We start from the raw sequence: 20,968 nt of genomic DNA on the forward strand, positions 1-20,968 counted from the left end.
GAAGATCCGTCGCTATTTTTTAGAGGAAAAAGTGGGTCCCTATCCTTGCGAACCACCGGGTCCCTATCATGCGTACAGGTGGGGCCCTATCATGCGAACTCCAGGCTCCCTGTCATGCGCGCTGACAATCTCCTTAGTCTCGCGGATCAACAAGCCCAGCGGCTTCATTTCGGTATCAAAAAAACCGGCATTGATTCCCAATAAAGCTCCACTGCGTTGGACCATCTCTCGAACGGAAACCCCTACTGAGGAAAAATCTTTATCGAACACTAGTCTTAGATCATTTGTCTTAAGATTAACTTTGTAGAGCAGCAATTCTTGGGCATTTGTGTGAGAATCTTGGGTCGGATATTGAGCCTCCTCCAATCCGGGGGAAACCACCTTCCAAACCAAGGGGGCTGCGGAGAGAGGGAGGGCCCATAGCAGCATGTAAAAGATAAGAAAAAACTTTATTTTTTTCATAAACTGCGCCCTTGTCAAAATAACATTTTTATGTTCTTGCCTCAATTCTCATGAAGGATTTTATTGAAAAAATAAAAAATTTTAGCCTTTACATCAATGGGCGAAGAATGAAGGAGGAGGGGTTCAAGGTAGACATTAACCCATTTAGTGGCAGGGTGATCGGTAAGGTTTTTTTAAGCCCCCTCGAATCCTACCTTTTCTCCGAGGAGATCACTCCTACAGAAGAAAACACGGTCAAAACCAAGCCTAGCTCTCTGTCTTAATGTATTCCTGTTCTTCCACCAAGGTGTTTAAGCCCTTGGACACCACTTTTTCCCCTTCTCTAATTCCCTTTTTCACTTCAACTTTGTCGGCTGTTTTTCGCCCCAAACTGACTTCCCTCTTTACAGCAAGATCTCCTTCAACCACATAAACATAGGCCTTTCCATTCTTTTCCAACGCCGCAGAAAGGGGAATTTGTATCGATTCTTTCGTCTCTGAAAGAGGGGTGAAAATTTTTCCATTCATTCCCCCTTTTAGTTTTTGTTGCGTATTACTCAGCGAAATTTTCACTTCGTAATTTTTATTTTGAGGATCGGGTTCTGCTGCAATAAAGATGACTTCAGCAGGCAGGGCTTGACCGGGAAGCTCATCCGAAAAAACCTCCAGATGATCCCCTTTTTTAAACTGGGAAACCATATCTTTAGAGACAAATACGGAAAGCAAAATTGGATCCAAGCGAACAATTTGATACAAAACCTCTCCCAGCCCCACCACACTTCCATCCGTCACGTTCTTTCGGCTGATGAAACCCGCAATGCCCGCATTAATAGTCTCCGATTCCAGCTTTTTTTCATTCAGGGCAATCTCGGCTTTGATGCGATCCATCGTGGATTCTTCTGCACGCAGCACCAAATCATTTTTTGACGAACCAGAAACATTTTGCGGAGTAGAAGATTCCTGATCTTTTGTAGTTTCTGCGCTTTCTTTCAAGGCGGGTCTGTGGCTTTCATCGCCAACCTCATCGGAATCACCATTTTCGGAAGAGGGACTTTCTTCAGCATCTTCCGGCCTCACAGCAACGGCAGCAGGAGCATTTGCGGCTGGAATAATTTTCAGCAGATTCATTCCTGCCTCGATTCTCGCCTCTGTCTCCTTAAGTTCTTTCCTGCTTTTATCCAGCTGTAGTTTGATCTTCGTAGCATCGATGGTTGCCAGGGGATCTCCCATCGAAACATTCTGCCCTTCCTGAGCAGTGGCAGACAATATTTTACCCTCCACTTCCGTTTTTACATCCAGTTTATCGCTGGGAACAAAAGTGCCTTTCAATTCCAAGGTATTCTGAATTTCTTCCCATTTGGCTTCCGTGAGAGAAACCGTCTTTATTTTATCCGCGGTTTTAGGTTTTTTGGGTTTTGCTTTACAAGCCAAAATCGAAAAGGAAAGCGGTATCAGAATAGAGAGAATCGATAGAACTGAAAGCAATTTATTTTTTTTCATGGAAAGGCCCTTGTTATGGATGTTGAGAAGTGAAAATTATAGTGTAGCGTCCATCTAAGTCAAACAGGAAAAGCCAAAAATGGGGTTTTTATCTTGACCCAAACATCTAGCACTTGATAGCGGGGGCGACTATGGAAAAACTTGTCAGCCTCGCCAAACGACGGGGTTTTATATTTCAATCCAGCGAAATTTATGGGGGAATCAACGGTTTTTGGGATTATGGTCCGCTGGGGGTTGAGCTTCGTCAAAACATCAAAAATTTCTGGTGGAATCGCCTGGTGCGTCTTCGGGAAGATGTCGTGGGCGTAGATACCTCCATCATCTGCCATCCCAAAACCTGGGAGGCCTCAGGACACGTCGCCAATTTTTCAGATCCCATGGTCGATTGCAAAGTTTGCAAAGGCCGTTTTCGCGCCGATCACATCGCCAACATCCCCTGTCTTCAAAAACCTTCGCTGAGTGTTGAATGTTGTGCCAAAGAAAAAAAAGGGCCGGGAGAACTCACCGAAGTCCGACAATTCAACCTCATGTTTCAAACCCACATCGGCGCCTTGCAGGACGCCTCTTCCGTGGCTTACCTAAGACCTGAGACCTGTCAATCTATCTTCACGAATTTCAAGAATATTCAGATTACTTCGCGACAAAAGGTTCCTTTTGGCATTGCCCAAATTGGCAAGAGTTTTCGAAACGAAATCACCCCGCGCAATTTCATTTTCCGGTCGCGTGAATTTGAACAAATGGAAATGGAATTCTTCATTCATCCAGATGCCGCTGAAGGCGAGAAATGGTATGAGTATTGGGTGGCGGAGCGCTTTCAATGGTTTGTGGACCTGGGAATTCAAAAAGAAAAACTCAGAAAACGCATCCATGAAAAAGACGAACTTGCGCATTATGCCAAGGGTTGCACGGACGTCGAGTATGAATTTCCTTTTGGTTGGTCCGAGTTGGAAGGTATCGCGAATCGATCCAACTACGATTTGAACCAGCACATCAAACATTCCGGAAAAGACCTCAGCTATTTTGACGATGAGAAAAAAGAAAAATATGTTCCTGCCGTCATTGAAACTTCTTTGGGAGTAGACCGTAGCTTCCTTACCGTTTTTGCCGATGCCTATCACGAGGAAAAAGTGGCTGGAGAAAAGGGGCAAGAAGAAGAACGAGTCGTACTAAAATTTGCACCTCACATTGCACCTTATAAAGCGGCGATTTTTCCTTTATCAAAAAAACTAGGAGAGACCGCCAAAAAATTAGAAAAGGATCTGCGTAAAGAATTTAAAACCGATTACGACGATTCCGGCAGTATCGGAAAACGCTATCGTCGTCACGATGAAGCGGGAACTCCTTTTTGTATTACTTATGATTTCGAATCGGAGCAGGATCAATGTGTAACCGTGCGGGAACGGGATTCGATGAAGCAGGAGAGGATTGCGATTTCGCAGGTGAGAAATTATTTAAGGGACAAGATTTTTATTTAACTCACGTTACGCGATATTCTACTCTCCACCCTCCCCCGTCTAGGGGGAGGAAGTATTCATTGGCAAGTGCAGTTTAATTTCAAATTACGTTAAGGTAATACCATTGAGGTAGAATATGCATCATCAACTTTTTAAAGTAAGGGCGGTAGATCTGCTTTCTGATTATACGCTCAAGGTTCATTTTGATGACTCCTCCGAGCAAACAATTGATTTTGCCCCTTTATTAAAAGGTGAGATTTACGGGCCATTGAAACAACTTTCTCTTTTCAGACAAGTGAAGATTGATCCAGAAACCCATACACTGTGCTGGCCGAATGGAGCAGATTTTGATCCCGAAACTCTTCACAATTGGAATTTATATTCCTCACGTCTGATTGAAAAAACAAAGCACTGGGGTCCCTTATGACCAAATACGTCTATTTCTTCGGTGATGGCCAAGCCGAAGGTGATGCCAAACAAAAAAATCTTCTGGGTGGAAAAGGTGCAAATCTTGCCGAGATGAATTTGTTGGGAATTCCAGTCCCTCCCGGATTCACAATCAGCACCGAGCTTTGCACGTATTTCTACAAAAACAACCGAACCTACCCTTCTGAACTCAAGGCCCAAATCGAAGAAAATCTGACGAAGGTCGAAAAAATCATGGGACGTCGTTTTGGAAGCAGCGAAAAGACCTTGCTGGTTTCCGTTCGATCGGGAGCCCGAGCCTCGATGCCGGGAATGATGGACACCATTCTCAACCTGGGACTTTCTGAAAAAACGATAGTCGGCATCATTAAAGAGTCGGGCAACGAACGTTTTGCCTATGATAGTTATCGACGCTTTATCCAGATGTATAGCGATGTTGTTTTGGGAATTCCCCGTCATAAATTCGAGCTTCAGCTGGAAGCCTTGAAGGAACAGAAAAAAGTTAAGTTAGACACCGAGCTTTCTACCGAAGACTTGAAAAAACTCGTGCTTGAATTCAAGGAAATTGTCTTGCAAGAAAATGGATCACCTTTTCCAGAAGATCCCTGGGATCAACTCTGGGGTGCGGTAGGAGCTGTGTTTAAATCCTGGATGAACAAAAGAGCTATCGAATATCGGCGAATTCATGGAATCCCCGAAGAATGGGGAACCGCGGTAAATGTGCAAGCCATGGTGTTTGGAAACATGGGCGACGATTGTGCTACTGGGGTTGCCTTTACGAGAAATCCTTCCACGGGTGAAAAACTTTTCTTTGGCGAATTTTTGGTAAACGCCCAGGGAGAAGATGTGGTCGCTGGAATTCGCACGCCTCAATCCATCAATCTCGAAGGAAAAAAACGCAATCACTCTCCCTTGCCCAGCCTGGAAGAAGTGTTGCCTGCTTGTTATCAAACCTTGGTCAGTATCTATCAAAAACTGGAAAAACATTATCGGGACATGCAGGATATCGAATTCACGATTGAGCGCAGTAAAGTCTGGATGTTGCAAACCCGCAACGGGAAACGCACCTCTGCTGCTGCTATCAAGATGGCCGCAGACATGGTAACCGAAGGTTTAATCGACAAAAAAGAAGCTGTGTTGCGCATAGAACCGGAGCAGCTCGATCAGCTTCTGCATCCCACTTTAGATCCTAAAGCCAAAAAAGAAATTATTGGAAAAGGCCTTCCTGCGTCACCTGGAGCCGCAGTGGGTCGTATTGTTTTTTCTGCAGAAGACGTCGACCTGTGGGTGAAAAGAAGAGAAAAGGTGATTTTAGTACGCCTGGAGACCTCCCCCGAAGACATTCATGGCATGAACTTGGCCGAAGGAATTTTAACGGCGCGAGGTGGAATGACTTCTCATGCCGCCGTCGTGGCTCGCGGTATGGGAAAAAGCTGTGTCAGTGGTTGCGGAGATTTGAAAATCAACATGGAGAAAAAAGAATGCAGTCTCGGTGGCAAAACCTTAAAAGAGGGCGATTGGATAACTTTGGATGGTTCCAAAGGTGAAGTCATTTTTGGCAAAATAGCCACTCTCACACCCACCCTGTCGGGAGATTTTGGAACCCTGATGCAATGGGTAGACTCCTTCCGCAAACTCAAAGTGCGTACCAATGCAGACACTCCTCATGATGCCAAGGTGGCCAGACAATTTGGCGCCGAAGGGATTGGTCTTTGCCGCACCGAACACATGTTTTTTGATGCCGAACGCATCGAAGCCGTGCGTGAAATGATTTTGGCCGAAGATGTGAACGGTCGCAAAAAGGCCCTCGCCAAGATTCTCCCCATGCAACAAGGGGATTTCAAAGGCATCTTCCGCGAAATGAAAGATCTGCCCGTTACTATTCGATTGCTGGATCCCCCTTTGCACGAGTTTCTTCCTCATACCGCCGAAGAGATTGCGCAACTTTCCAAGAGCATGGATGTCTCCCTCGAAAAACTGGAGGCTAAACTGGAAAGTTTAAAGGAATTCAATCCCATGCTGGGTCACCGCGGTTGTAGACTGGGCGTGACTTATCCGGAGATTTACGAAATGCAGGTGCGCGCTATCATGGAAGCGGCTTGTGAATTGGCAAAAGAGGAAAATTTTAAAATCATTCCTGAAATCATGATTCCTCTCGTGAGTGATTATAAAGAACTCGTGCTCCTTCGAGGAATTAGCGAGCAAATTGCGACAGAGGTCATGAAAGAAAAAGGGGTACACCTAGAGTATAAGATAGGCACCATGATTGAACTTCCCCGTGCCGCACTTACCGCAGACCAAGTCGCTCAAGCGGCCGATTTCTTTTCTTTTGGAACCAACGACCTGACCCAAACCACCTATGGTTTGTCCCGAGACGATGCGGGAAAATTCTTGCCCTTCTACATCGAAAAAAAGATCTTTTCAGAAGATCCCTTCGTGGTACTGGATCAGACCGGCGTCGGGCGGCTCATTAAAATGGCGGTAGACTTAGGTCGAAAAACGAAGCCTCATCTAAAAGTGGGGATTTGCGGAGAACATGGCGGCGAACCAAAGTCTGTCGAGTTTTGCCATCGCAATGATATGGAATATGTCAGCTGTTCACCTTTTCGAGTTCCTATCGCCCGATTGGCTGCGGCCCAGGCGGCCCTCAAAGAGGCAGGTTCCACGGGATCAAGTACCGTTTAAAGGAATGGGGCAAACAACTCATGTTAAAAAAAATTACTCTCATTTTTCTTTTTCTCTCGTCCTGCTCCGGACCCTCTATCTTTACATCCATTCCCCTCAGCACAAGCTCCCCCACCTTGGCCAAACCTATTTCAATGAGCATCGATGAAACGAATGCCCGAGCTTATGTAGTCAACTCCAATTATACTTTTATGTATCAGGATGCCTCTCTGCTCGTACTCGATTTGAGTAACCCCATCGCACCTGGCACCCGTAACGCGGTTTCAATTAAAAATTATTCAGGGCAATCTTATCTGGATGCAACAAATCACCGCTTATATGTGACCAACCGACTCAGCACCGATGTAAATGACACGGTAGACCAAATTTTACGAATCAATGTGAACGAAACCGATAGTCATTTTTTACAGGTCGATGAGTTCAATGCGGATGTAAATCCTTTCGGAATAATCGGCGATGGAACTAATCTTTATACTGTCTGCCAAAATTCTCTTGATCGCTATTTATTGAGTGACCTCACCCACCGCACGCGTATTGATTTTCAAAACACTCTTTCTGCCGGACAAACTTATCTGACTACAGACACACGGGAAGCAGCGATTGCCCCAGACTCCGCGCATATTTTTGTGTCCAATCGCTCCGACAAACTGCTTATTTTAAACACCTCCGATATTTTGACTCCAGATCCTAGCCAGGAAGTAACTGCTCCAGGCGGGGAAGCGATGGATTATGCGCTCACCAGTACGTCCTCCACGCGCGGAATTGCCAGCGATGGAACCTACATCTATGTCGTAGAAGCCTCTCCCCCTGCTCTCAAGATCTTAACGGATCGGAATTTGGGACCTGTAGTGGGGGCACCCATTGAAACCAGTTTGGCTTCCCTTGCGGTAGCTGAAATCCCACTAGCCCCCGACCCCAATGAAGTGGCCGTTGATGTTATCAATCATCGTGCCTATGTCAGCTTAAGCCAGGATCACCAAATCTCTGTTATCGACACCCAGTTGTTTAGAGAAATTGCACGTATTTCAGTAAGAGACAATTTACCGAGCGGAGTAAAATCGGGGGAATATCCCTTTGCTCTCAGCGTAGGCCATTTCGGAGGCACGGCCTATGTATATGTGATGAACTTGAATACCAATACGATCTCGATTATCAACGGAACTACTCTCGCCATTGTAGCGAGTTATCCATAAAGAGCTCCCTCTCCTTCGTAAGGAGAGGGTTTAGGGGGAAGTAGAGATCGAGTAGACTCGAAATCACCCTCTCCCTGACCCTCTCCCCTCAAGAGAGATGGGACCTGCACTCCAATGAAACCTGTTCCCTTTGTAAAAATATTTCTGTTCCTTGTTCTTGTCCTTAGCTCTGCCTGCGGCAGCAATAATAGTCCCCCAAACATTTTGCAGCTCCCTCAAGAACTAGCATTAGATAGTACCAACAATCGACTTTTCGTTGTAGATTCACGCAACAATAATTTTTCCTTAGTAAGCACAATCGACAACAGCATTGTCACCGGCGCGCCCTTACTCAACAACGACAGCGCGCTTCGTTTTGCCGAAGATCCTCAGGATATCGCCGTTCAAGATATGGGATCGGGTCTTTCTCGCATTTTTATTATTGGAAATGGAGCAAGCAATTCCAATCAAATTACGGTGCTCGATTATGACAGCAGCAACGGCCTTCGGGCAGCAAGTTTTAGTCCTATTTCTGTAGGGACCACTTCAACAGACGAATTGGGCGGATTTGCCCTCGATAGCGTAAACCACAGACTTTTTGTCAGCAACAGCACTCAATCCACTTTGCATGCCTTTAGCACCCAGGATGGAAATCCCAGTTTAAGTAGTCCTTTAACGGTGGCCTCTCTTCCTGCCCGTCTCAGTTTCAATTCGGAGATTTCACGACTCTTTGTTTCTTCTTTGGGATCCAATTCAGTGTCCGTGGTAAACACCGCAGACTTAAGTACCGCCGTGGAAAGCCTGGATGTTGGTGGACACACCAGTGCCCTCAGCTCCTTTACAAATACCAGTGGAAGCATTTTGGCTGCGCTCATTCCTGGCGCAAATACCATTCGTTTATTTCACCTCAATTTAACAACCATTTCGTCCAGTTCTAATATCGGAGATCCCATTTTACCCAATACCACCGGAGTAGACCTCCCTCCCAATGCGCCTCTCAGTGGAGCCGCGGCCCAATTAAAAAGTGGTGAAACTTCGGATGGAACGATTGTAGTCTTTATTACTCAAAGCACGGGAGATTTAGGAACAATCGACATTAGCTCCGATTTATCTTCTTACAGCACAGGGAGAATCAGTGTTCCCAATGCCTCTGCGGCTTCTGGGCTGGAGATCTTAAACGATGCTTCTGGTTTTGGAACGCGTGTCTATGAAGCAGCGCCCAATGGATCAACCGTGTCGATTGTGGATATTGCGTCGCGGGCTTTTTCTTCGCAGGTTTTTTAGTAGCTTGACCCACAAAAAATTGTAGCTCTACCTATCAAAAACTAAAAGCCGAATATTTTTATTTAGTTACAGCAACTCAATAAACTGCTTGGGAGTCGGCACCTGCACGTTTTGAAAACCTTTTGCTTTAATATGTTCCGCCAAGGCGAGAGATTGTTCTTCATCGCCGTGAACAATAAAGACGCCGCGAAGTCGTTTTCCGCAGGCCTCTACAAATTCGATGAGTTCCCCTTTGTCGGCGTGGGCTGAAAAGGAGTTGATCACCTCCACACGCGCATTCAGCTCTCGCTCGATTCCAAAAATTTTGATCTTCCGTCGGCGCTCCACGATGCGGCGCCCCAAGGTATGCTGGGCCTGATAGCCAATGATGAGAATCGTATTATTGGGATTTTCAATATTGTTGCGCAAATGATGCACAATCCGTCCCCCTTCGCACATGCCGGAAGAAGCAATAATGATCATGGGTTCTGTTTTATAATTGAGGGCCCGACTCGATTCGGAATCGGTCAGATAAACCAGATTCTTAAAACCAAAGGGATCGCCGGTTTTTTCTATAAATTGACGCGTTCCTAAATCCAGATAATCGGGATGCAATTTGAAGATATCCGTGATGGAAATGGCCAGCGGACTATCCACATAAATAGGAATTTCCGGAATCAATTTTTCTCGGGTGAGTTGATGCAAGGTGTAAACAAGAAGTTGAGTTCGTTCCAGCGCAAAGGAAGGAATGATGAGCTTTCCCCGACGGGCAAAGGTTTCATTCACCACACGGGCCAAATCCCTTTTCATAGTGTCGATAGGATCGTGCGAGCGATCACCATAAGTACTTTCAATAATAAGATAGTCCAAATCGGTCACGGCTTCTGGGTTGCGCATCAGTGGCATATTTTTTCGGCCCAAATCACCCGAAAAACCGATGCGCATTTTTTGGCCATTTTTTTTCACATCCAAAGCCACAATCGCCGAACCCAGCACGTGGCCCGCATCGTAAAACTTCATCGACACCTCTTTGCTGATGCGCAAAGAACGATGATAATCGATGGACACGAAGTGATTCATGGCCTGTACGACATTTTCTTCGTTATAAATAGGCTGCACCGGGCCCATATCCGGGTCATACAACTCATGCTTGTTAATATAATCGGCATCGTGTTGCTGAATATAAGCAGCATCCATGAGCATCACCGAGCACAAGTCGCGCGTGGCGGGCGTCGAGAACACATTGCCCTGGAATCCATTTTTCACCAGCGTGGGGACATTTCCCGAATGGTCGATATGGGCATGCGAGAGGAGCATGTGGTCGATGGAATCGAGATCAAAGGGAAAAGGCAGCTTCGAATTGCGTTCAAAGGCCTCCCGATGGGGCCCTTGATACATACCGCATTCCAGCAAAATGCGTTCGGAGCCCGTTTCCAAAACGTGCATCGAGCCGGTCACTGTTCGAACACCACCGAGGAAGAGTAGGCGCATATTATTTATTCATCGAATCCAGAAAATCGAGATTCGTTTTTGCATGAGAAAGTTTATCGATTAAAAACTCCATCGAATCGACCACATTCAGTGGGGCAAGTAGTTTGCGTAAAATCCAAACCCGATTGAGGACATTTTCGGGAAGCAGGAGTTCTTCACGGCGTGTGCCGCTTTTGTTGATGTCAATACAGGGAAAGATGCGCTTTTCCATCAATTTGCGGTCGAGGAGAATTTCACAGTTACCCGTGCCTTTGAATTCTTCGAAGATCACCTCATCCATCCTGCTTCCCGTATCAATCAGGGCCGTTGCGATGATGGTGAGCGAACCGCCTTCTTCAATATTTCGGGCCGCACCAAAAAAACGTTTGGGTTTGTGCAGGGCGTTGGAATCCACACCCCCGGAAAGGATCTTTCCGGAAGGCGGCACCACGGTGTTGTAAGCTCGGGCCAAACGCGTGATGGAATCGAGCAGAATGACGACATCCTTACGATGTTCCACGAGGCGTTTCGCTTTTTCGATGACCATCTCTGCCACTTGCACGTGACGCGAGGCGGGTTCGTCAAAGGTGGAGCTGATCACTTCACCCTTTACCGAGCGCTGCATGTCGGTCACTTCTTCAGGGCGTTCATCGATCAGCAAAACAATGAGCACCACTTCCGGATGATTGGAAGTAATGGCATTGGCCACATTCTGCATCATCACCGTCTTTCCAGTACGGGGAGCGGCTACGATGAGGGCCCGCTGTCCTTTGCCAATGGGGGTGAGCAAATCGATGACGCGACTCGTATAGTTTTTAGGATCGTGTTCCAGGTTGAGTTTTTGAATAGGATAAAGAGGGGTCAGGTTATCAAATAAAATTTTATCGCGAGAGGCCTCAGTGGGTTCAAAATTTAATTTTTCAACCTTGAGGAGGGCAAAGTAACGTTCCGACTCTTTCGGCGGACGAATCTGCCCCGAAATCGTATCTCCGGTTCTTAAATTGAAGCGTCGTATTTGGGAGGGGGAGACATAGATATCATCAGGACCGGGTAAATAATTGTAATCGGGAGCTCGCAAGAATCCGAAACCATCGGGCAGGGTTTCCAGAACCCCTTCCCCGTAAATCGCTCCATTGCGCTCCGTTTGTTTTTGGAGGACTGCAAAAATAAGATCCTGTTTTTTTAAACCCGCAGCCCCTTCAATTCCCAGGTCGCGAGCCATCTGAATCATGTCGTTGATTTTTTTTTCTTTCAGCTCCTTCAGGTTCATAATATCGCCCTGAATGGGAGGATTTTCTTCCTCGCCAGACCCGGCAGCAGAAGCTGAAATAGCCCCGTTTTCTTCAGCAGAATAATCCGGGTTGTAATCTCTGCGGGGTTCACGATGTGTGTGGGAGGAGGGGTTGCGGCGCTGTGGTGGACGACGGCGAGGGCTGCCATTGTCACGGCCTTGGTTGTTTTCTTCGTTCATAGAGATAGATAAAGCTTAGGGAGGGAGAAATCTCCGACTTCAGCTCCTTTCTTATTTGGTTTGAGGATGGTCAAAAAATGGATTCAAATAGACACCGTAAAAAAATAGACGGGTATGATTTATGATTATATAGGTATTGCTCTCGATATTTAAATGGGTGAGATCGATATTATTTTATTATCTATTTAAGTTTAAAAAGCTGTCAAGCAAAGCTTTTCAAAGGTTGGAGAAGACAAATATGACTCCCACAGATAAAACAAGCAATTCAGATTGGAACCTTCTTTTTACAGCCTGGCTGATCGCCACCCTCTCCACGCTGGGGAGTTTGTTCTTTAGCGAAATAATGAGGTTTCCTCCTTGCGTTTTGTGTTGGTATCAAAGAATTTGCCTGTTTCCCCTGGTGATCCTTTTAGCCAGAGGGCTCTTTCCCCTGGATAAGAGTGTGATCAAGTTTGCCCTTCCCTTGGCTTTAAGCGGATGGGCTATCGCATTTTATCACAACCTCCTTTATTACGGAGTTATCCCCGAAAGCATAAGCCCCTGCCGTCAAGGCGTATCCTGTGCAGAACGCTACATCAACTTATTCGGCGTCTTTACAATTCCGATGCTTTCAATCCTGTCGTTTTCAACCCTGGTCCTACTGCTATTTCTATTAAAAAGGAGACTTTCCGTATGAAAAAACGAAAACTATTTTTAGTGGCAGCGACGTGTCTCGTCCTTGCTTTTGTACTGGGGGCTTATTTCTATAAAAGTCAGCAAGCTTCGAAGCTGAGTTTTATGGCCAGAGAAAACGCGGCTACCTTTGTCCGAGACTACTCCTTAAAACTAGGCAGTGAAGGTGCAAAGGTCTATCTCGTAGAGTTCTCCGACCCTGCCTGTGAAACCTGTGCCCAATTCTATCCTCTGGTTAAGAGCTTGATGGAGGCACACCCAGGTCAAATAAAACTCGTGGTCCGACATGCCCCTTTCCATCCGGGCTCCGATACTGTGGTCAAGATATTGGAGGCAGCGAGGAAGCAGGGAAAGTATTGGGAGACTTTGGAACTCCTGTATAAAAATCAGCCCGAGTGGGCAAGCCATCATAACCCTCAACCTCAATTAATCTGGCAATATCTTCCAGAGCTAGGGCTAAATAGTGCTCAGATCAAAAAAGATATGAACGATCCTGAAATTGCTCAACATATCGAACAAGATCTGGCCGATGCCAAAGTCCTTGGTGTCACGATGACGCCCGAATTTTTTGTGAACGGGAAAGCTTTGCCCAGCTTTGGTTTCGAACAATTAAGAGAATTAGTTGAATCGGAGATTGAAGCCAATTATTAATTGGTTGCTTTTCCATACTTGTGCCTGATATCCGCCCTTCACTATGGCTACAAAACTCTGGGGTGGGCGCTTTGCCGAAAAAACTGCAAAAGAAGTGGATGAATTCAACGCATCCATAAGTTTTGACTATAAACTCTGGCCTTATGACATTGAAGGCTCCTTAGCCCATGTCAAAATGTTGGCGCGTCAAAAAATCATTTCTCAAAAAGATTCTTCAAGTATTCAAAAGGGTTTGAAGTCCATCGCTCAAGATATTGCTCAAGGAAGATTCGAATGGAAGACCGATCAGGAAGATGTGCACCTCAACATCGAAGCGGAACTGATTGATCGCATTGGCCCGGTCGGAGGAAAATTGCACACCGCTCGGTCGCGAAACGATCAAGTGGCACTGGATGCCCGTCTTTACTGCCGTAGCCAGGCCAAAATTATTTTAAAGGAACTGAACAACTTTCAACGAGTGCTCGTTCAACTGGCCGAAGAAAATATCGAAGTCATTCTCCCCGGCTACACCCATCTTCAAAGGGCTCAGCCGATCTTACTCGCCCATCATTTGCTGGCCTATGTAGAAATGGCAGCACGAGACAGTGAAAGAATTTGTGATGCCTTAAAACGCATTGAGATCTTGCCTTTGGGCGCTGGGGCCCTGGCGGGGACTACCTTTCCCATCGATAGACATTTTGTCGCAAAGGAATTGGGCTTTTCTCGAGTCTCGAACAATTCCTTGGATAGCGTCAGCGATCGAGACTTTATGATTGAGCTCCTCAGCGCCTGTGCTCTGATTTTGACGCATCTCTCGCGCCTCTCCGAAGAACTGATCTTATGGAGCAGTTTTGAATTTTTCTTTGTGGCCCTCCCCGATAACTTTTGCACCGGCTCGTCGATGATGCCCCAAAAGAAAAATCCGGATATCCCCGAACTCATTCGCGGAAAAACCGGCCGCGTCTTTGGAAATTTAATGGGTCTGCTGACCGTAATGAAAGGCCTGCCACTGGCTTACAACAAAGACATGCAGGAAGACAAAGAAGGCCTGTTTGACAGCGTGGAAACCACTCAGACTTGCCTGAGAATCATGACCTTGATGTTGCAGAAAACGAAGTTTCGCGCAGAAGTCATGAAGAAAGCCACCCAGGAAGGCTTTGTATTGGCGACGGACTTGGCCGATTATCTGGTGACCAAAGGAATTCCCTTTCGTGATGCGCATCACATTGTCGGACAGGCCGTGCTATATTGTCAGACTAAAAATAAAACTTTGGAAGATTTGAGCCTGGAAGAACTGCAAAAAATGTCCAAGGCTATTGAACAAGATGTTTTTTCTTGGCTCAATATTGAAAATGCCGTGAACCGTCGAAAAAGTTTTGGGGGAACGGCAAAGAGTGAAGTGAAGAAGCAGATTTCTCAAATAAAAAAAAGATTATAACTTATACTTCCCGATAGTCCTCTCTCCCTTGAGGGGAGAGAGTTAGAGAGAGGGTGATAATTTGGAATCCAATTGAATCAAAGATCACCCTCACCCTGACCCTCTCCCCTCAAAGGGAGAGGGGAGAAGCAGATGCATTATTTCCAATACAAAAACAAACAACTCTACGCCGAAAAAGTAGCGGTAAAGGCCATCGCCAAACAAGTAGGCACCCCTTTATACATCTACAGTTATTCTACGCTGGAACGTCATTACAAGATTTTTGACGCAGCCTTTGCAGACCTCCCTCATCAAATTTGTTTTTCGATGAAATGCAATTCGAACCTCGCCATTTTAAAATCCATCGCTGGCTTTGGGGGCGGGGTAGATATTGTGAGCGGAGGCGAATTGTACCGTGCGCTGCAGGCAGGAATTTCTCCTCAAAAGATTGTCTATTCGGGCGTTGGAAAAACCGCTGCAGAAATGGATGCAGCCCTGGATGCTGGGATTTTATTCTTCAATGTCGAATCGGAAGCCGAACTGGAAGTACTGCAAGAGCTTGCAAAACGAGCGGGCAAAAAAGCACCGATTTGTCTTCGTGTGAATCCCAATATCGATCCCAAAACACACCCTTATATTTCGACAGGGATGAAGAAAAGCAAATTTGGCATTGAAGTCAAACGTGCAGTAGAAATTTATAAAAAAGCGCAAAGGCTCTCCCACATTGAAATCGTGGGTCTCGATTGTCATATCGGCAGCCAACTCACCCAGATTCGACCTTTTGTGGATGCCCTCAAAAAATTAAAAGACCTGATCGCAAAATTGAAACAGGCCGGCATTGCCTTGCGCTACCTGGATATTGGAGGCGGTTTGGGGATTAATTATGATAAAGAAACTCCTCCTTCACCGGCCGATTATGCGAAGGCCTTAATCCAAGAACTCAAAGAATTGAATCTCACCCTCATTTTTGAACCCGGTCGCGTGCTCATGGGAAATGCAGGCATTTTAGTCACTCAAATGCTTTACAGTAAAAAAGGCGAGGCCAAAGAATTTGTGATTGTGGATGCCGCGATGAACGACCTCATTCGTCCCGCTTTCTATGGGAGCTATCATGCCATTGAACCGGTGGAACAAAAAGGCCGCAAAAAAATCAAGACCGACATAGTGGGCCCCATCTGCGAATCCGGCGATTTTTTTGCCCAGGACAGGCAAATTGAAAAAACCGAATGTGGTGAATTACTCGCCCTGTTTTCCGCCGGCGCCTATGGTTTTGCCATGTCTTCCAACTACAACACCCGCCGCCGTGCAGCGGAGGTGTTAGTAAAGGGGAATCAATTTGAAGTGATTCGTGAGAGAGAAAGTTACGAAGACTTGATCAAAAACGAAAAGATTCCTAAGTTTTTGAAATAGGATTTGAGTTTAAATATTCCAAATACCCTCCTTTGAGATTATAAGCCGGATAGCCCTTTTGACTTAGAATCTTCCAGGCTAGATAGCCGCGTTAGCCTTTTTGACAATACAGCACGACCGTTTGATCTTTTGGAATTTCACTCAGTCGATCTCGAATTTCTTTGAGAGGAATATTTTTTGCACCTGGAATTTGTTCGAACTTTTCAAGTTCCTCCGGATCGCGCACATCTATCAAAAATAATTTCTTATTCTTAAGCTCGGCCGCGTCGATAGAGTGAACATCACCGCGCAACTCGTTGGAGGCCACGAAGGCCGCCATGTTGATGGGATCCTGCGCCGAACCAAAAGGCGGGGCATAAGCAAGATCGATGGATTCCAGATCGGAAATGGTCATGCCTCCAAAAATAGCGGTGGCCAGCACATCCACGCGTTTATCGACTCCTTCCGCTCCCATCACTTGGGCACCCAAAATTCTTCCGCGACCTTCTTCCACCAAGAGTTTCGTCACCAGCATTTGTGCGCCTGGATAGTAGGAGGCGTGCGAGGGATCCCGCGTAATGGAATAAAAAAAAGAAAATCCGGCCTCCTTGGCCTGTCTGCTGTTGAGCCCCACATAGCCCACGGTTTTATTGAGAATACGCACGATGGAAGTTCCCAGCGCTCCAAGATAGGTGAGATTTTTTCCGGCGGCATTGGCTCCGGCAATGCGGCCTTGACGATTGGCAGGGCCAGCCAAGGCAATACGGACGCGCCCTCCCGTAATGTGGTGTCGAGTTTCAGCGGCATCCCCCACCGTAAAAATATCCGGGTCGGACGATTGCATCAGGTCATTGGCCTTTACTCCACCGGTGATTCCAATTTCGAGCCCCGCTTCTTTGGCCAAGGTCACTTCAGGCCTCACGCCCACGCTGAGCAACACCATCTGTGCCTCAATTTTTCTACCATCTTCCAGCACCACATAATCCGCTGCAATTTCTACAAGACCGGTCCCTGCAATAATTTCCATTTTTTTCTGCAATTCGCGCGTAAGTTCTGCGGCCATGTCGTCATCCAGCAAAGGTAAAACGTGATGGGCTTTTTCGACCACACACAGGTCAAGCCCGCGATGAATCAGGGCTTCCGCCATTTCCAAGCCAATAAATCCACCCCCCACGACCACCGCTTTTTTAATTTTTTTCTGCTGTAAGAACTGAACAATTCTGTCCATGTCCGGAATATCACGCAGGGTAAAAACATGCGCTTGCTGCACCCCTTTAAAGGGCGGAACTATAGGCGAAGCACCTTGGCTGAGAATGAGTTTGTCATAAGGCACTTCAATTTCGTCTCCCTCAGGCCTGCGCACTCGCAATTTTTTTTCGTTTCTCAATATGGCCAACACCTCATGATGGATGTTCACTCGGATACGATATTTGTCCCAAAATTTTTGGGGATTCATGAGCAGCAGATCGTCCCGATTTTTGATATCCCCGCCAATGTAGTAAGGCAGGCCACAGTTGGCAAAAGAGACATAAGGTCCTCTCTCAAATACCGTAATTTCGGCTTGCTCATTTTCACGACGAGCCTTAGCCGCCGCAGAAGCACCCCCGGCCACACCCCCTACCACCACAATTTTGAGTGGCATAAAAACTCCTATCGATTGATTTTTAATCCGTCTCAATACGGTTCCAGGGCATTTTTTCCAAAAGAATAGCCATGCCACAAAAACCAGAGACTCCCGCAAACACAAGACCTGTCCCCACAAAAAGGCTCAGGAATAGAAAGGCAGGATGAACAATTTTGGAAAGGAGAATCCCCAAGACCACGAGTGAACCCGCTGCGATTTGAACTTGCCTCATGAGGGGAAGACGGGAAGATATTTTAACAACGGCCCCAGGAACTTTGGAACATTCAGAAATCCCCCCTTCAATACAGAGGGTATTTGAGAAGCCCTGACCCTCCAAAATTTTGCGGGCCCTCTCGCTTCGAACTCCACTCTGGCAGATCAAATACAACGTTTTGTCTCGAGGGATAATACTGAGTAACCCTTTCTCAATACTATCCAGAGGTAGATTGATAGCTCCGGGGAGGTGACAGGCCGAAAACTCATCGGGGTTTCGAACATCGAGAATCGTACAAGAATCTTTTTGTTTTAACTGAAGGAAATCTTGAGCTCGGATTGTTTTGGATATTGTTTCCATGAACTCTCACATGGTTATAGAGGGGAAAAATGTCAAGGGAGCTAGGAGATCTAGAAATGTTAAAAAGATACAAACCTGGAAATGAGAAGAATCTGGAGGAGTTTTTTTACTGATTCTTTGTAAATAATTTTTTAATTCTTCGCCTGCTTAAACCCTTTTGGAATTTCAAACAGACTGGGAGAAAAATCTTCATGACTCAACTGTTTCACCAACATCACGTCCTTCGAAACTCCATCTCTTTGATCGAATACCGTTTTAATAATCATCCTATCTTTAAGCATTTCCTGATAAAGCGCATTCGATTTTAAAAAAGGTGCTATCCCCTGATCTAACAGCTTTTTATAAAAATCTTTCAGCAATTCAACATCTGCATCGGGGAGTCCCAAAGAACTGAAACGGCTTGCCCACATTTCAAATACTTTTTTATTTTTCACAAACAAGGCATAGTGGAGTAGACTGTAACAAGGAGAAAAAAATGAAAAAAAAAAGGCAATCCGCAGAAACAAAAAAAGAAATCCGTCTCAAGATAAATCCTCTTGCCGTTTATCAAATTTTGAGTCTTCGAGGAAAAGTACGAACAAAAGTTGAAAAACTCTCTGATGTTTTAAGGAGAAAATATGGTTGAAATACTTTTTCAGGCGATTTCTTTATTTGAGAAAAATAAAATTGATTATTGTCTGATCGGTGGCTTGGCCATGATGCTTTACGGAGGGCGAGCCAACACGGTGGATATTGATTTCTATGTGCTTGTTGAAGATTTAGAAGAAGTTCGAAAAGTATTTGAAAAGGAAAAAATTTCAGTTCGAAGTGCAGGTGAACATCAGTTGAAAATCAAAATAAAAGGCGTCCAATTGGATATTCTTTATGCAGATCATTATTTGGGAGATCAAGTTGTTAAAAGGGCGAAGCGAAAAAAATTAGGGAAAAATTACGTTAAAATTGCAACACCTGAAGATTTAATTGTGCTTAAAACCCTTGCCGACCGTAGCGTTGATCGACGTGACATCGAAGAACTAAGAGAATTATTTGAAAAAAAATTAGACGAAAAATATATTAAACGGAAATTGGAGTATTTGAGGAATTTTCTTTCGTAGCATCTTTATTTGCTCTGGAACTTCGGTCCAAAGCCCCTACTTTTTGAATTAATCTGCATTTGTAAAAATCATAATCGCTTATTTCATTTGGTTCATAAAATACAGGCCTGCATAAAATTTCGGGTCAATCCAAACTCCCTCTTTCATTTTTTTTCCAAGAAAGACATCAATGTTATCAAGCGGAATCTCATGCACCACAATCTGTTCACTCTCGTCTCCTCCTCCTGTACCAATTTTTTTCATATTTTCAGCCTTATAAAAATGAATCGTCTCTCCACTCAAACCCGCGGAAGGAGGCCCTTCAAAAAGATAAATCAATTTTTCTGCCGTGTAGCCAATCTCCTCTTCCATTTCCCGCAAGGCTGCCTGTTCCAGGTTTTCCTGGGAGGCCTCCGGGATATCTCCCACCAAGCCCGCTGGAAATTCAATTACCCATTTTTTGAGAGGGACACGATATTGCTCGGTGAAAACCAAAATTTTTTCAGGGGTCATGGTAAAAATGGAAACAATGCCACTGCAATTATTTCGTTTCACGTATTCCCATCTGCCCTCCTGAATAAAATTAAGATATTTACCTTGGTGAATTATTTTCATACAAAGACCTTAAAGGAGAATTTTTTATGGTTCAAATAAATTTAATTTACGAAGGCGAACTTCGTGTTCGCGCCATCCATGGGCCATCCGGAAAAGAGCTGGTCACCGATGCCCCGTTGGACAATCAGGGGAGGGGCGAGAGCTTTTCACCTACCGATCTGGTTTGCACAGCTTTAGGATCTTGCATGGTGACGATTATGGGCATAGTGGCAGCACGGCATCAAATTGATTTAAAAGGGACAACGATTAGCGTCAAAAAGCACATGATCCAAGAACCAGTGCGACGGATTGGAAAAATCGAAGTGCATCTTAAAATGCCTGCCGGTATTGATGAAAAAGAAAGGAAAATTCTGGAACGCGCCGCCCGCACTTGTCCCGTGCATGAATCCTTACATCCGGATGTAATACAAGAAATACAGTTTGATTGGGCTTGATTTTTGGGATTGGTTCTTAATTACCAGAGCACATTCTTATAATATTTTTTGATGAGTTTGTCTGAGGTGACAATGGGGACATCCTGTCTTTTGGCATAGGCTACGATGAGTCTGTCGACGGGGTCTTTGTGTTTCCAATCCAAATGAATTGCATCAAACCATTCTTGCACGCTGATATTGATAATCTTTGCTTCTTCCGATTCCATACAGTCCTGAAATACATCAAGAGATTTTGGATGTTTCAAAAGCCCGCGTTTTTCCTTTAAAGCAATTTCAGCAAAAGAAACAGAAAGGATGAAAGCGCCTTTGGCAATTTCATCTTCGGTTCGAAGGGCGAGTGAAGATTTAAATTGATAGAGCTCTATCAGAGCGCAAGTATCTAAGAGCACCATTGGTCAAAAGGAGGAAAAACAGGATCATTAATGTCTCCTTTTAAAACTTTAATGTCCATTTTACCCCTCAAATTTAAAATACTTTTTTTTCGAACCGGAACCAATTTCAATTCAGGTTTATTGCGATGAGTAATGACAATTTCCTCTCCATCCTTGGCTTTATTCAAATATTTACTGGCATGTTGCAAAAATTCTCTTTTTCCTACTTGTGTCATAAAGCACCTCCTCTTTTCACGTTAAATGATCGTACATTTTGTTTCAACATC

At 45.2% G+C, this 20,968-nt stretch carries 22 protein-coding genes; 12 read left to right on the forward strand and 10 right to left on the reverse strand.

Annotation, left to right across the window (positions count from 1 at the left end):
• Window positions 1-66: 66 nt before the first annotated feature.
• Entirely contained in the window at window positions 67-462 is a 396-nt protein-coding gene (locus HQM15_05100; GenBank protein MBF0492137.1) for a hypothetical protein, read from the reverse strand.
• A gap of 246 nt (window positions 463-708) precedes the next feature.
• Entirely contained in the window at window positions 709-1,941 is a 1,233-nt protein-coding gene (locus HQM15_05105; protein ID MBF0492138.1) for an efflux RND transporter periplasmic adaptor subunit, read from the reverse strand.
• A gap of 131 nt (window positions 1,942-2,072) precedes the next feature.
• Here HQM15_05105 and HQM15_05110 point away from each other — a divergent pair, with 131 nt between their 5' ends.
• The 5 genes from HQM15_05110 to HQM15_05130 all read left to right on the forward strand — a co-directional run bounded on the left by HQM15_05110 (window position 2,073) and on the right by HQM15_05130 (window position 8,962).
• Window positions 2,073-3,416, forward strand: a complete 1,344-nt coding sequence (locus HQM15_05110; protein ID MBF0492139.1) for a glycine--tRNA ligase — start codon at window positions 2,073-2,075, stop codon at window positions 3,414-3,416.
• 115 nt (window positions 3,417-3,531) lie between these two features.
• Window positions 3,532-3,822, forward strand: coding sequence for a DUF2442 domain-containing protein (locus HQM15_05115; GenBank protein MBF0492140.1), 291 nt, complete (start codon window positions 3,532-3,534; stop codon window positions 3,820-3,822).
• The gene (locus HQM15_05120) at window positions 3,819-6,506 is read left to right on the forward strand and encodes a pyruvate, phosphate dikinase (GenBank protein ID MBF0492141.1); all 2,688 of its coding nucleotides are present in this window, start codon (window positions 3,819-3,821) and stop codon (window positions 6,504-6,506) included. The genes HQM15_05115 and HQM15_05120 overlap by 4 nt, the downstream gene beginning before the upstream one ends.
• 20 nt (window positions 6,507-6,526) lie before the next feature.
• The gene (locus HQM15_05125; GenBank protein ID MBF0492142.1) at window positions 6,527-7,699 is read left to right on the forward strand and encodes a hypothetical protein; all 1,173 of its coding nucleotides are present in this window, start codon (window positions 6,527-6,529) and stop codon (window positions 7,697-7,699) included.
• A 114-nt stretch (window positions 7,700-7,813) separates the two neighbouring features.
• Window positions 7,814-8,962, forward strand: a complete 1,149-nt coding sequence (locus HQM15_05130; protein MBF0492143.1) for a hypothetical protein — start codon at window positions 7,814-7,816, stop codon at window positions 8,960-8,962.
• A gap of 66 nt (window positions 8,963-9,028) precedes the next feature.
• Here HQM15_05130 and HQM15_05135 read toward each other — a convergent pair whose 3' ends face one another.
• Together HQM15_05135 and rho are read right to left on the reverse strand one after the other, a co-directional pair.
• A complete protein-coding gene (locus tag HQM15_05135; protein ID MBF0492144.1) occupies window positions 9,029-10,432 on the reverse strand; it encodes an MBL fold metallo-hydrolase in 1,404 nt (467 codons plus the stop codon).
• 1 nt (window position 10,433) lies between these two features.
• Window positions 10,434-11,882: a transcription termination factor Rho gene (gene rho, locus HQM15_05140; protein MBF0492145.1), complete on the reverse strand. Its 1,449-nt coding sequence runs from the start codon at window positions 11,880-11,882 to the stop codon at window positions 10,434-10,436.
• A 238-nt stretch (window positions 11,883-12,120) separates the two neighbouring features.
• On the opposite strand from rho, the gene HQM15_05145 reads away from it, so the two are divergent.
• The 4 genes from HQM15_05145 to lysA all read left to right on the forward strand — a co-directional run bounded on the left by HQM15_05145 (window position 12,121) and on the right by lysA (window position 16,011).
• On the forward strand, window positions 12,121-12,558 hold the full coding sequence (locus tag HQM15_05145) for a disulfide bond formation protein B (protein ID MBF0492146.1): 438 nt from the start codon (window positions 12,121-12,123) through the stop codon (window positions 12,556-12,558).
• On the forward strand, window positions 12,555-13,205 hold the full coding sequence (locus HQM15_05150) for a thioredoxin domain-containing protein (protein ID MBF0492147.1): 651 nt from the start codon (window positions 12,555-12,557) through the stop codon (window positions 13,203-13,205). The genes HQM15_05145 and HQM15_05150 overlap by 4 nt, the downstream gene beginning before the upstream one ends.
• Before the next feature lie 43 nt (window positions 13,206-13,248).
• Window positions 13,249-14,622 carry an argininosuccinate lyase gene (gene argH, locus HQM15_05155; GenBank protein MBF0492148.1) on the forward strand — a complete coding sequence of 458 codons (1,374 nt, stop codon included), beginning with the start codon at window positions 13,249-13,251 and terminating at the stop codon, window positions 14,620-14,622.
• 132 nt (window positions 14,623-14,754) lie between these two features.
• The gene (lysA, locus tag HQM15_05160; protein ID MBF0492149.1) at window positions 14,755-16,011 is read left to right on the forward strand and encodes a diaminopimelate decarboxylase; all 1,257 of its coding nucleotides are present in this window, start codon (window positions 14,755-14,757) and stop codon (window positions 16,009-16,011) included.
• Window positions 16,012-16,102: 91 nt separating this feature from the next.
• On the opposite strand, the gene HQM15_05165 is transcribed toward lysA, so the two are convergent.
• The 3 genes from HQM15_05165 to HQM15_05175 form a co-directional block, all read right to left on the reverse strand.
• Window positions 16,103-17,632, reverse strand: a complete 1,530-nt coding sequence (locus HQM15_05165) for an FAD-dependent oxidoreductase (GenBank protein MBF0492150.1) — start codon at window positions 17,630-17,632, stop codon at window positions 16,103-16,105.
• A 22-nt stretch (window positions 17,633-17,654) separates the two neighbouring features.
• Window positions 17,655-18,188: a rhodanese-like domain-containing protein gene (locus HQM15_05170; protein ID MBF0492151.1), complete on the reverse strand. Its 534-nt coding sequence runs from the start codon at window positions 18,186-18,188 to the stop codon at window positions 17,655-17,657.
• A 131-nt stretch (window positions 18,189-18,319) separates the two neighbouring features.
• On the reverse strand, window positions 18,320-18,622 hold the full coding sequence (locus HQM15_05175; protein ID MBF0492152.1) for a hypothetical protein: 303 nt from the start codon (window positions 18,620-18,622) through the stop codon (window positions 18,320-18,322).
• A 41-nt stretch (window positions 18,623-18,663) separates the two neighbouring features.
• Between HQM15_05175 and HQM15_05180 the strand changes: the two genes are divergently transcribed.
• Window positions 18,664-18,813, forward strand: a complete 150-nt coding sequence (locus HQM15_05180) for a hypothetical protein (GenBank protein MBF0492153.1) — start codon at window positions 18,664-18,666, stop codon at window positions 18,811-18,813.
• Window positions 18,806-19,282 (forward strand): nucleotidyltransferase, encoded by a 477-nt coding sequence (locus tag HQM15_05185; GenBank protein ID MBF0492154.1) that lies wholly within the window; start codon window positions 18,806-18,808, stop codon window positions 19,280-19,282. The genes HQM15_05180 and HQM15_05185 overlap by 8 nt, the downstream gene beginning before the upstream one ends.
• A 78-nt stretch (window positions 19,283-19,360) precedes the next feature.
• Here the strand turns inward: HQM15_05185 and HQM15_05190 are convergent, their stop codons facing one another.
• The gene (locus tag HQM15_05190; GenBank protein ID MBF0492155.1) at window positions 19,361-19,876 is read right to left on the reverse strand and encodes an NUDIX hydrolase; all 516 of its coding nucleotides are present in this window, start codon (window positions 19,874-19,876) and stop codon (window positions 19,361-19,363) included.
• Window positions 19,877-19,902: 26 nt separating this feature from the next.
• Between HQM15_05190 and HQM15_05195 the strand changes: the two genes are divergently transcribed.
• On the forward strand, window positions 19,903-20,310 hold the full coding sequence (locus tag HQM15_05195) for an OsmC family protein (GenBank protein MBF0492156.1): 408 nt from the start codon (window positions 19,903-19,905) through the stop codon (window positions 20,308-20,310).
• Between the two features lie 20 nt (window positions 20,311-20,330).
• On the opposite strand, the gene HQM15_05200 is transcribed toward HQM15_05195, so the two are convergent.
• The gene (locus tag HQM15_05200) at window positions 20,331-20,702 is read right to left on the reverse strand and encodes a type II toxin-antitoxin system VapC family toxin (GenBank protein MBF0492157.1); all 372 of its coding nucleotides are present in this window, start codon (window positions 20,700-20,702) and stop codon (window positions 20,331-20,333) included.
• On the reverse strand, window positions 20,690-20,917 hold the full coding sequence (locus tag HQM15_05205) for a type II toxin-antitoxin system prevent-host-death family antitoxin (GenBank protein MBF0492158.1): 228 nt from the start codon (window positions 20,915-20,917) through the stop codon (window positions 20,690-20,692). The genes HQM15_05200 and HQM15_05205 overlap by 13 nt, the downstream gene beginning before the upstream one ends.
• Window positions 20,918-20,968 lie beyond the last annotated feature (51 nt).

The sequence above is a fragment of the Deltaproteobacteria bacterium genome, assembly GCA_015233135.1.
Taxonomy (GTDB): domain Bacteria; phylum UBA10199; class UBA10199; order JADFYH01; family JADFYH01; genus JADFYH01.

Coding starts and splice junctions, on each gene's coding strand:
- HQM15_05100 (MBF0492137.1), bottom strand. CDS start 462: ATGAAAAAAATAAAGTTTTTTCTTATCTTTTACATGCTGCTATGGGCC.
- HQM15_05105 (MBF0492138.1), bottom strand. CDS start 1,941: ATGAAAAAAAATAAATTGCTTTCAGTTCTATCGATTCTCTCTATTCTG.
- HQM15_05110 (MBF0492139.1), top strand. CDS start 2,073: ATGGAAAAACTTGTCAGCCTCGCCAAACGACGGGGTTTTATATTTCAA.
- HQM15_05115 (MBF0492140.1), top strand. CDS start 3,532: ATGCATCATCAACTTTTTAAAGTAAGGGCGGTAGATCTGCTTTCTGAT.
- HQM15_05120 (MBF0492141.1), top strand. CDS start 3,819: ATGACCAAATACGTCTATTTCTTCGGTGATGGCCAAGCCGAAGGTGAT.
- HQM15_05125 (MBF0492142.1), top strand. CDS start 6,527: ATGTTAAAAAAAATTACTCTCATTTTTCTTTTTCTCTCGTCCTGCTCC.
- HQM15_05130 (MBF0492143.1), top strand. CDS start 7,814: ATGAAACCTGTTCCCTTTGTAAAAATATTTCTGTTCCTTGTTCTTGTC.
- HQM15_05135 (MBF0492144.1), bottom strand. CDS start 10,432: ATGCGCCTACTCTTCCTCGGTGGTGTTCGAACAGTGACCGGCTCGATG.
- rho (MBF0492145.1), bottom strand. CDS start 11,882: ATGAACGAAGAAAACAACCAAGGCCGTGACAATGGCAGCCCTCGCCGT.
- HQM15_05145 (MBF0492146.1), top strand. CDS start 12,121: ATGACTCCCACAGATAAAACAAGCAATTCAGATTGGAACCTTCTTTTT.
- HQM15_05150 (MBF0492147.1), top strand. CDS start 12,555: ATGAAAAAACGAAAACTATTTTTAGTGGCAGCGACGTGTCTCGTCCTT.
- argH (MBF0492148.1), top strand. CDS start 13,249: ATGGCTACAAAACTCTGGGGTGGGCGCTTTGCCGAAAAAACTGCAAAA.
- lysA (MBF0492149.1), top strand. CDS start 14,755: ATGCATTATTTCCAATACAAAAACAAACAACTCTACGCCGAAAAAGTA.
- HQM15_05165 (MBF0492150.1), bottom strand. CDS start 17,632: ATGCCACTCAAAATTGTGGTGGTAGGGGGTGTGGCCGGGGGTGCTTCT.
- HQM15_05170 (MBF0492151.1), bottom strand. CDS start 18,188: ATGGAAACAATATCCAAAACAATCCGAGCTCAAGATTTCCTTCAGTTA.
- HQM15_05180 (MBF0492153.1), top strand. CDS start 18,664: ATGAAAAAAAAAAGGCAATCCGCAGAAACAAAAAAAGAAATCCGTCTC.
- HQM15_05185 (MBF0492154.1), top strand. CDS start 18,806: ATGGTTGAAATACTTTTTCAGGCGATTTCTTTATTTGAGAAAAATAAA.
- HQM15_05190 (MBF0492155.1), bottom strand. CDS start 19,876: ATGAAAATAATTCACCAAGGTAAATATCTTAATTTTATTCAGGAGGGC.
- HQM15_05195 (MBF0492156.1), top strand. CDS start 19,903: ATGGTTCAAATAAATTTAATTTACGAAGGCGAACTTCGTGTTCGCGCC.
- HQM15_05200 (MBF0492157.1), bottom strand. CDS start 20,702: ATGGTGCTCTTAGATACTTGCGCTCTGATAGAGCTCTATCAATTTAAA.
- HQM15_05205 (MBF0492158.1), bottom strand. CDS start 20,917: ATGACACAAGTAGGAAAAAGAGAATTTTTGCAACATGCCAGTAAATAT.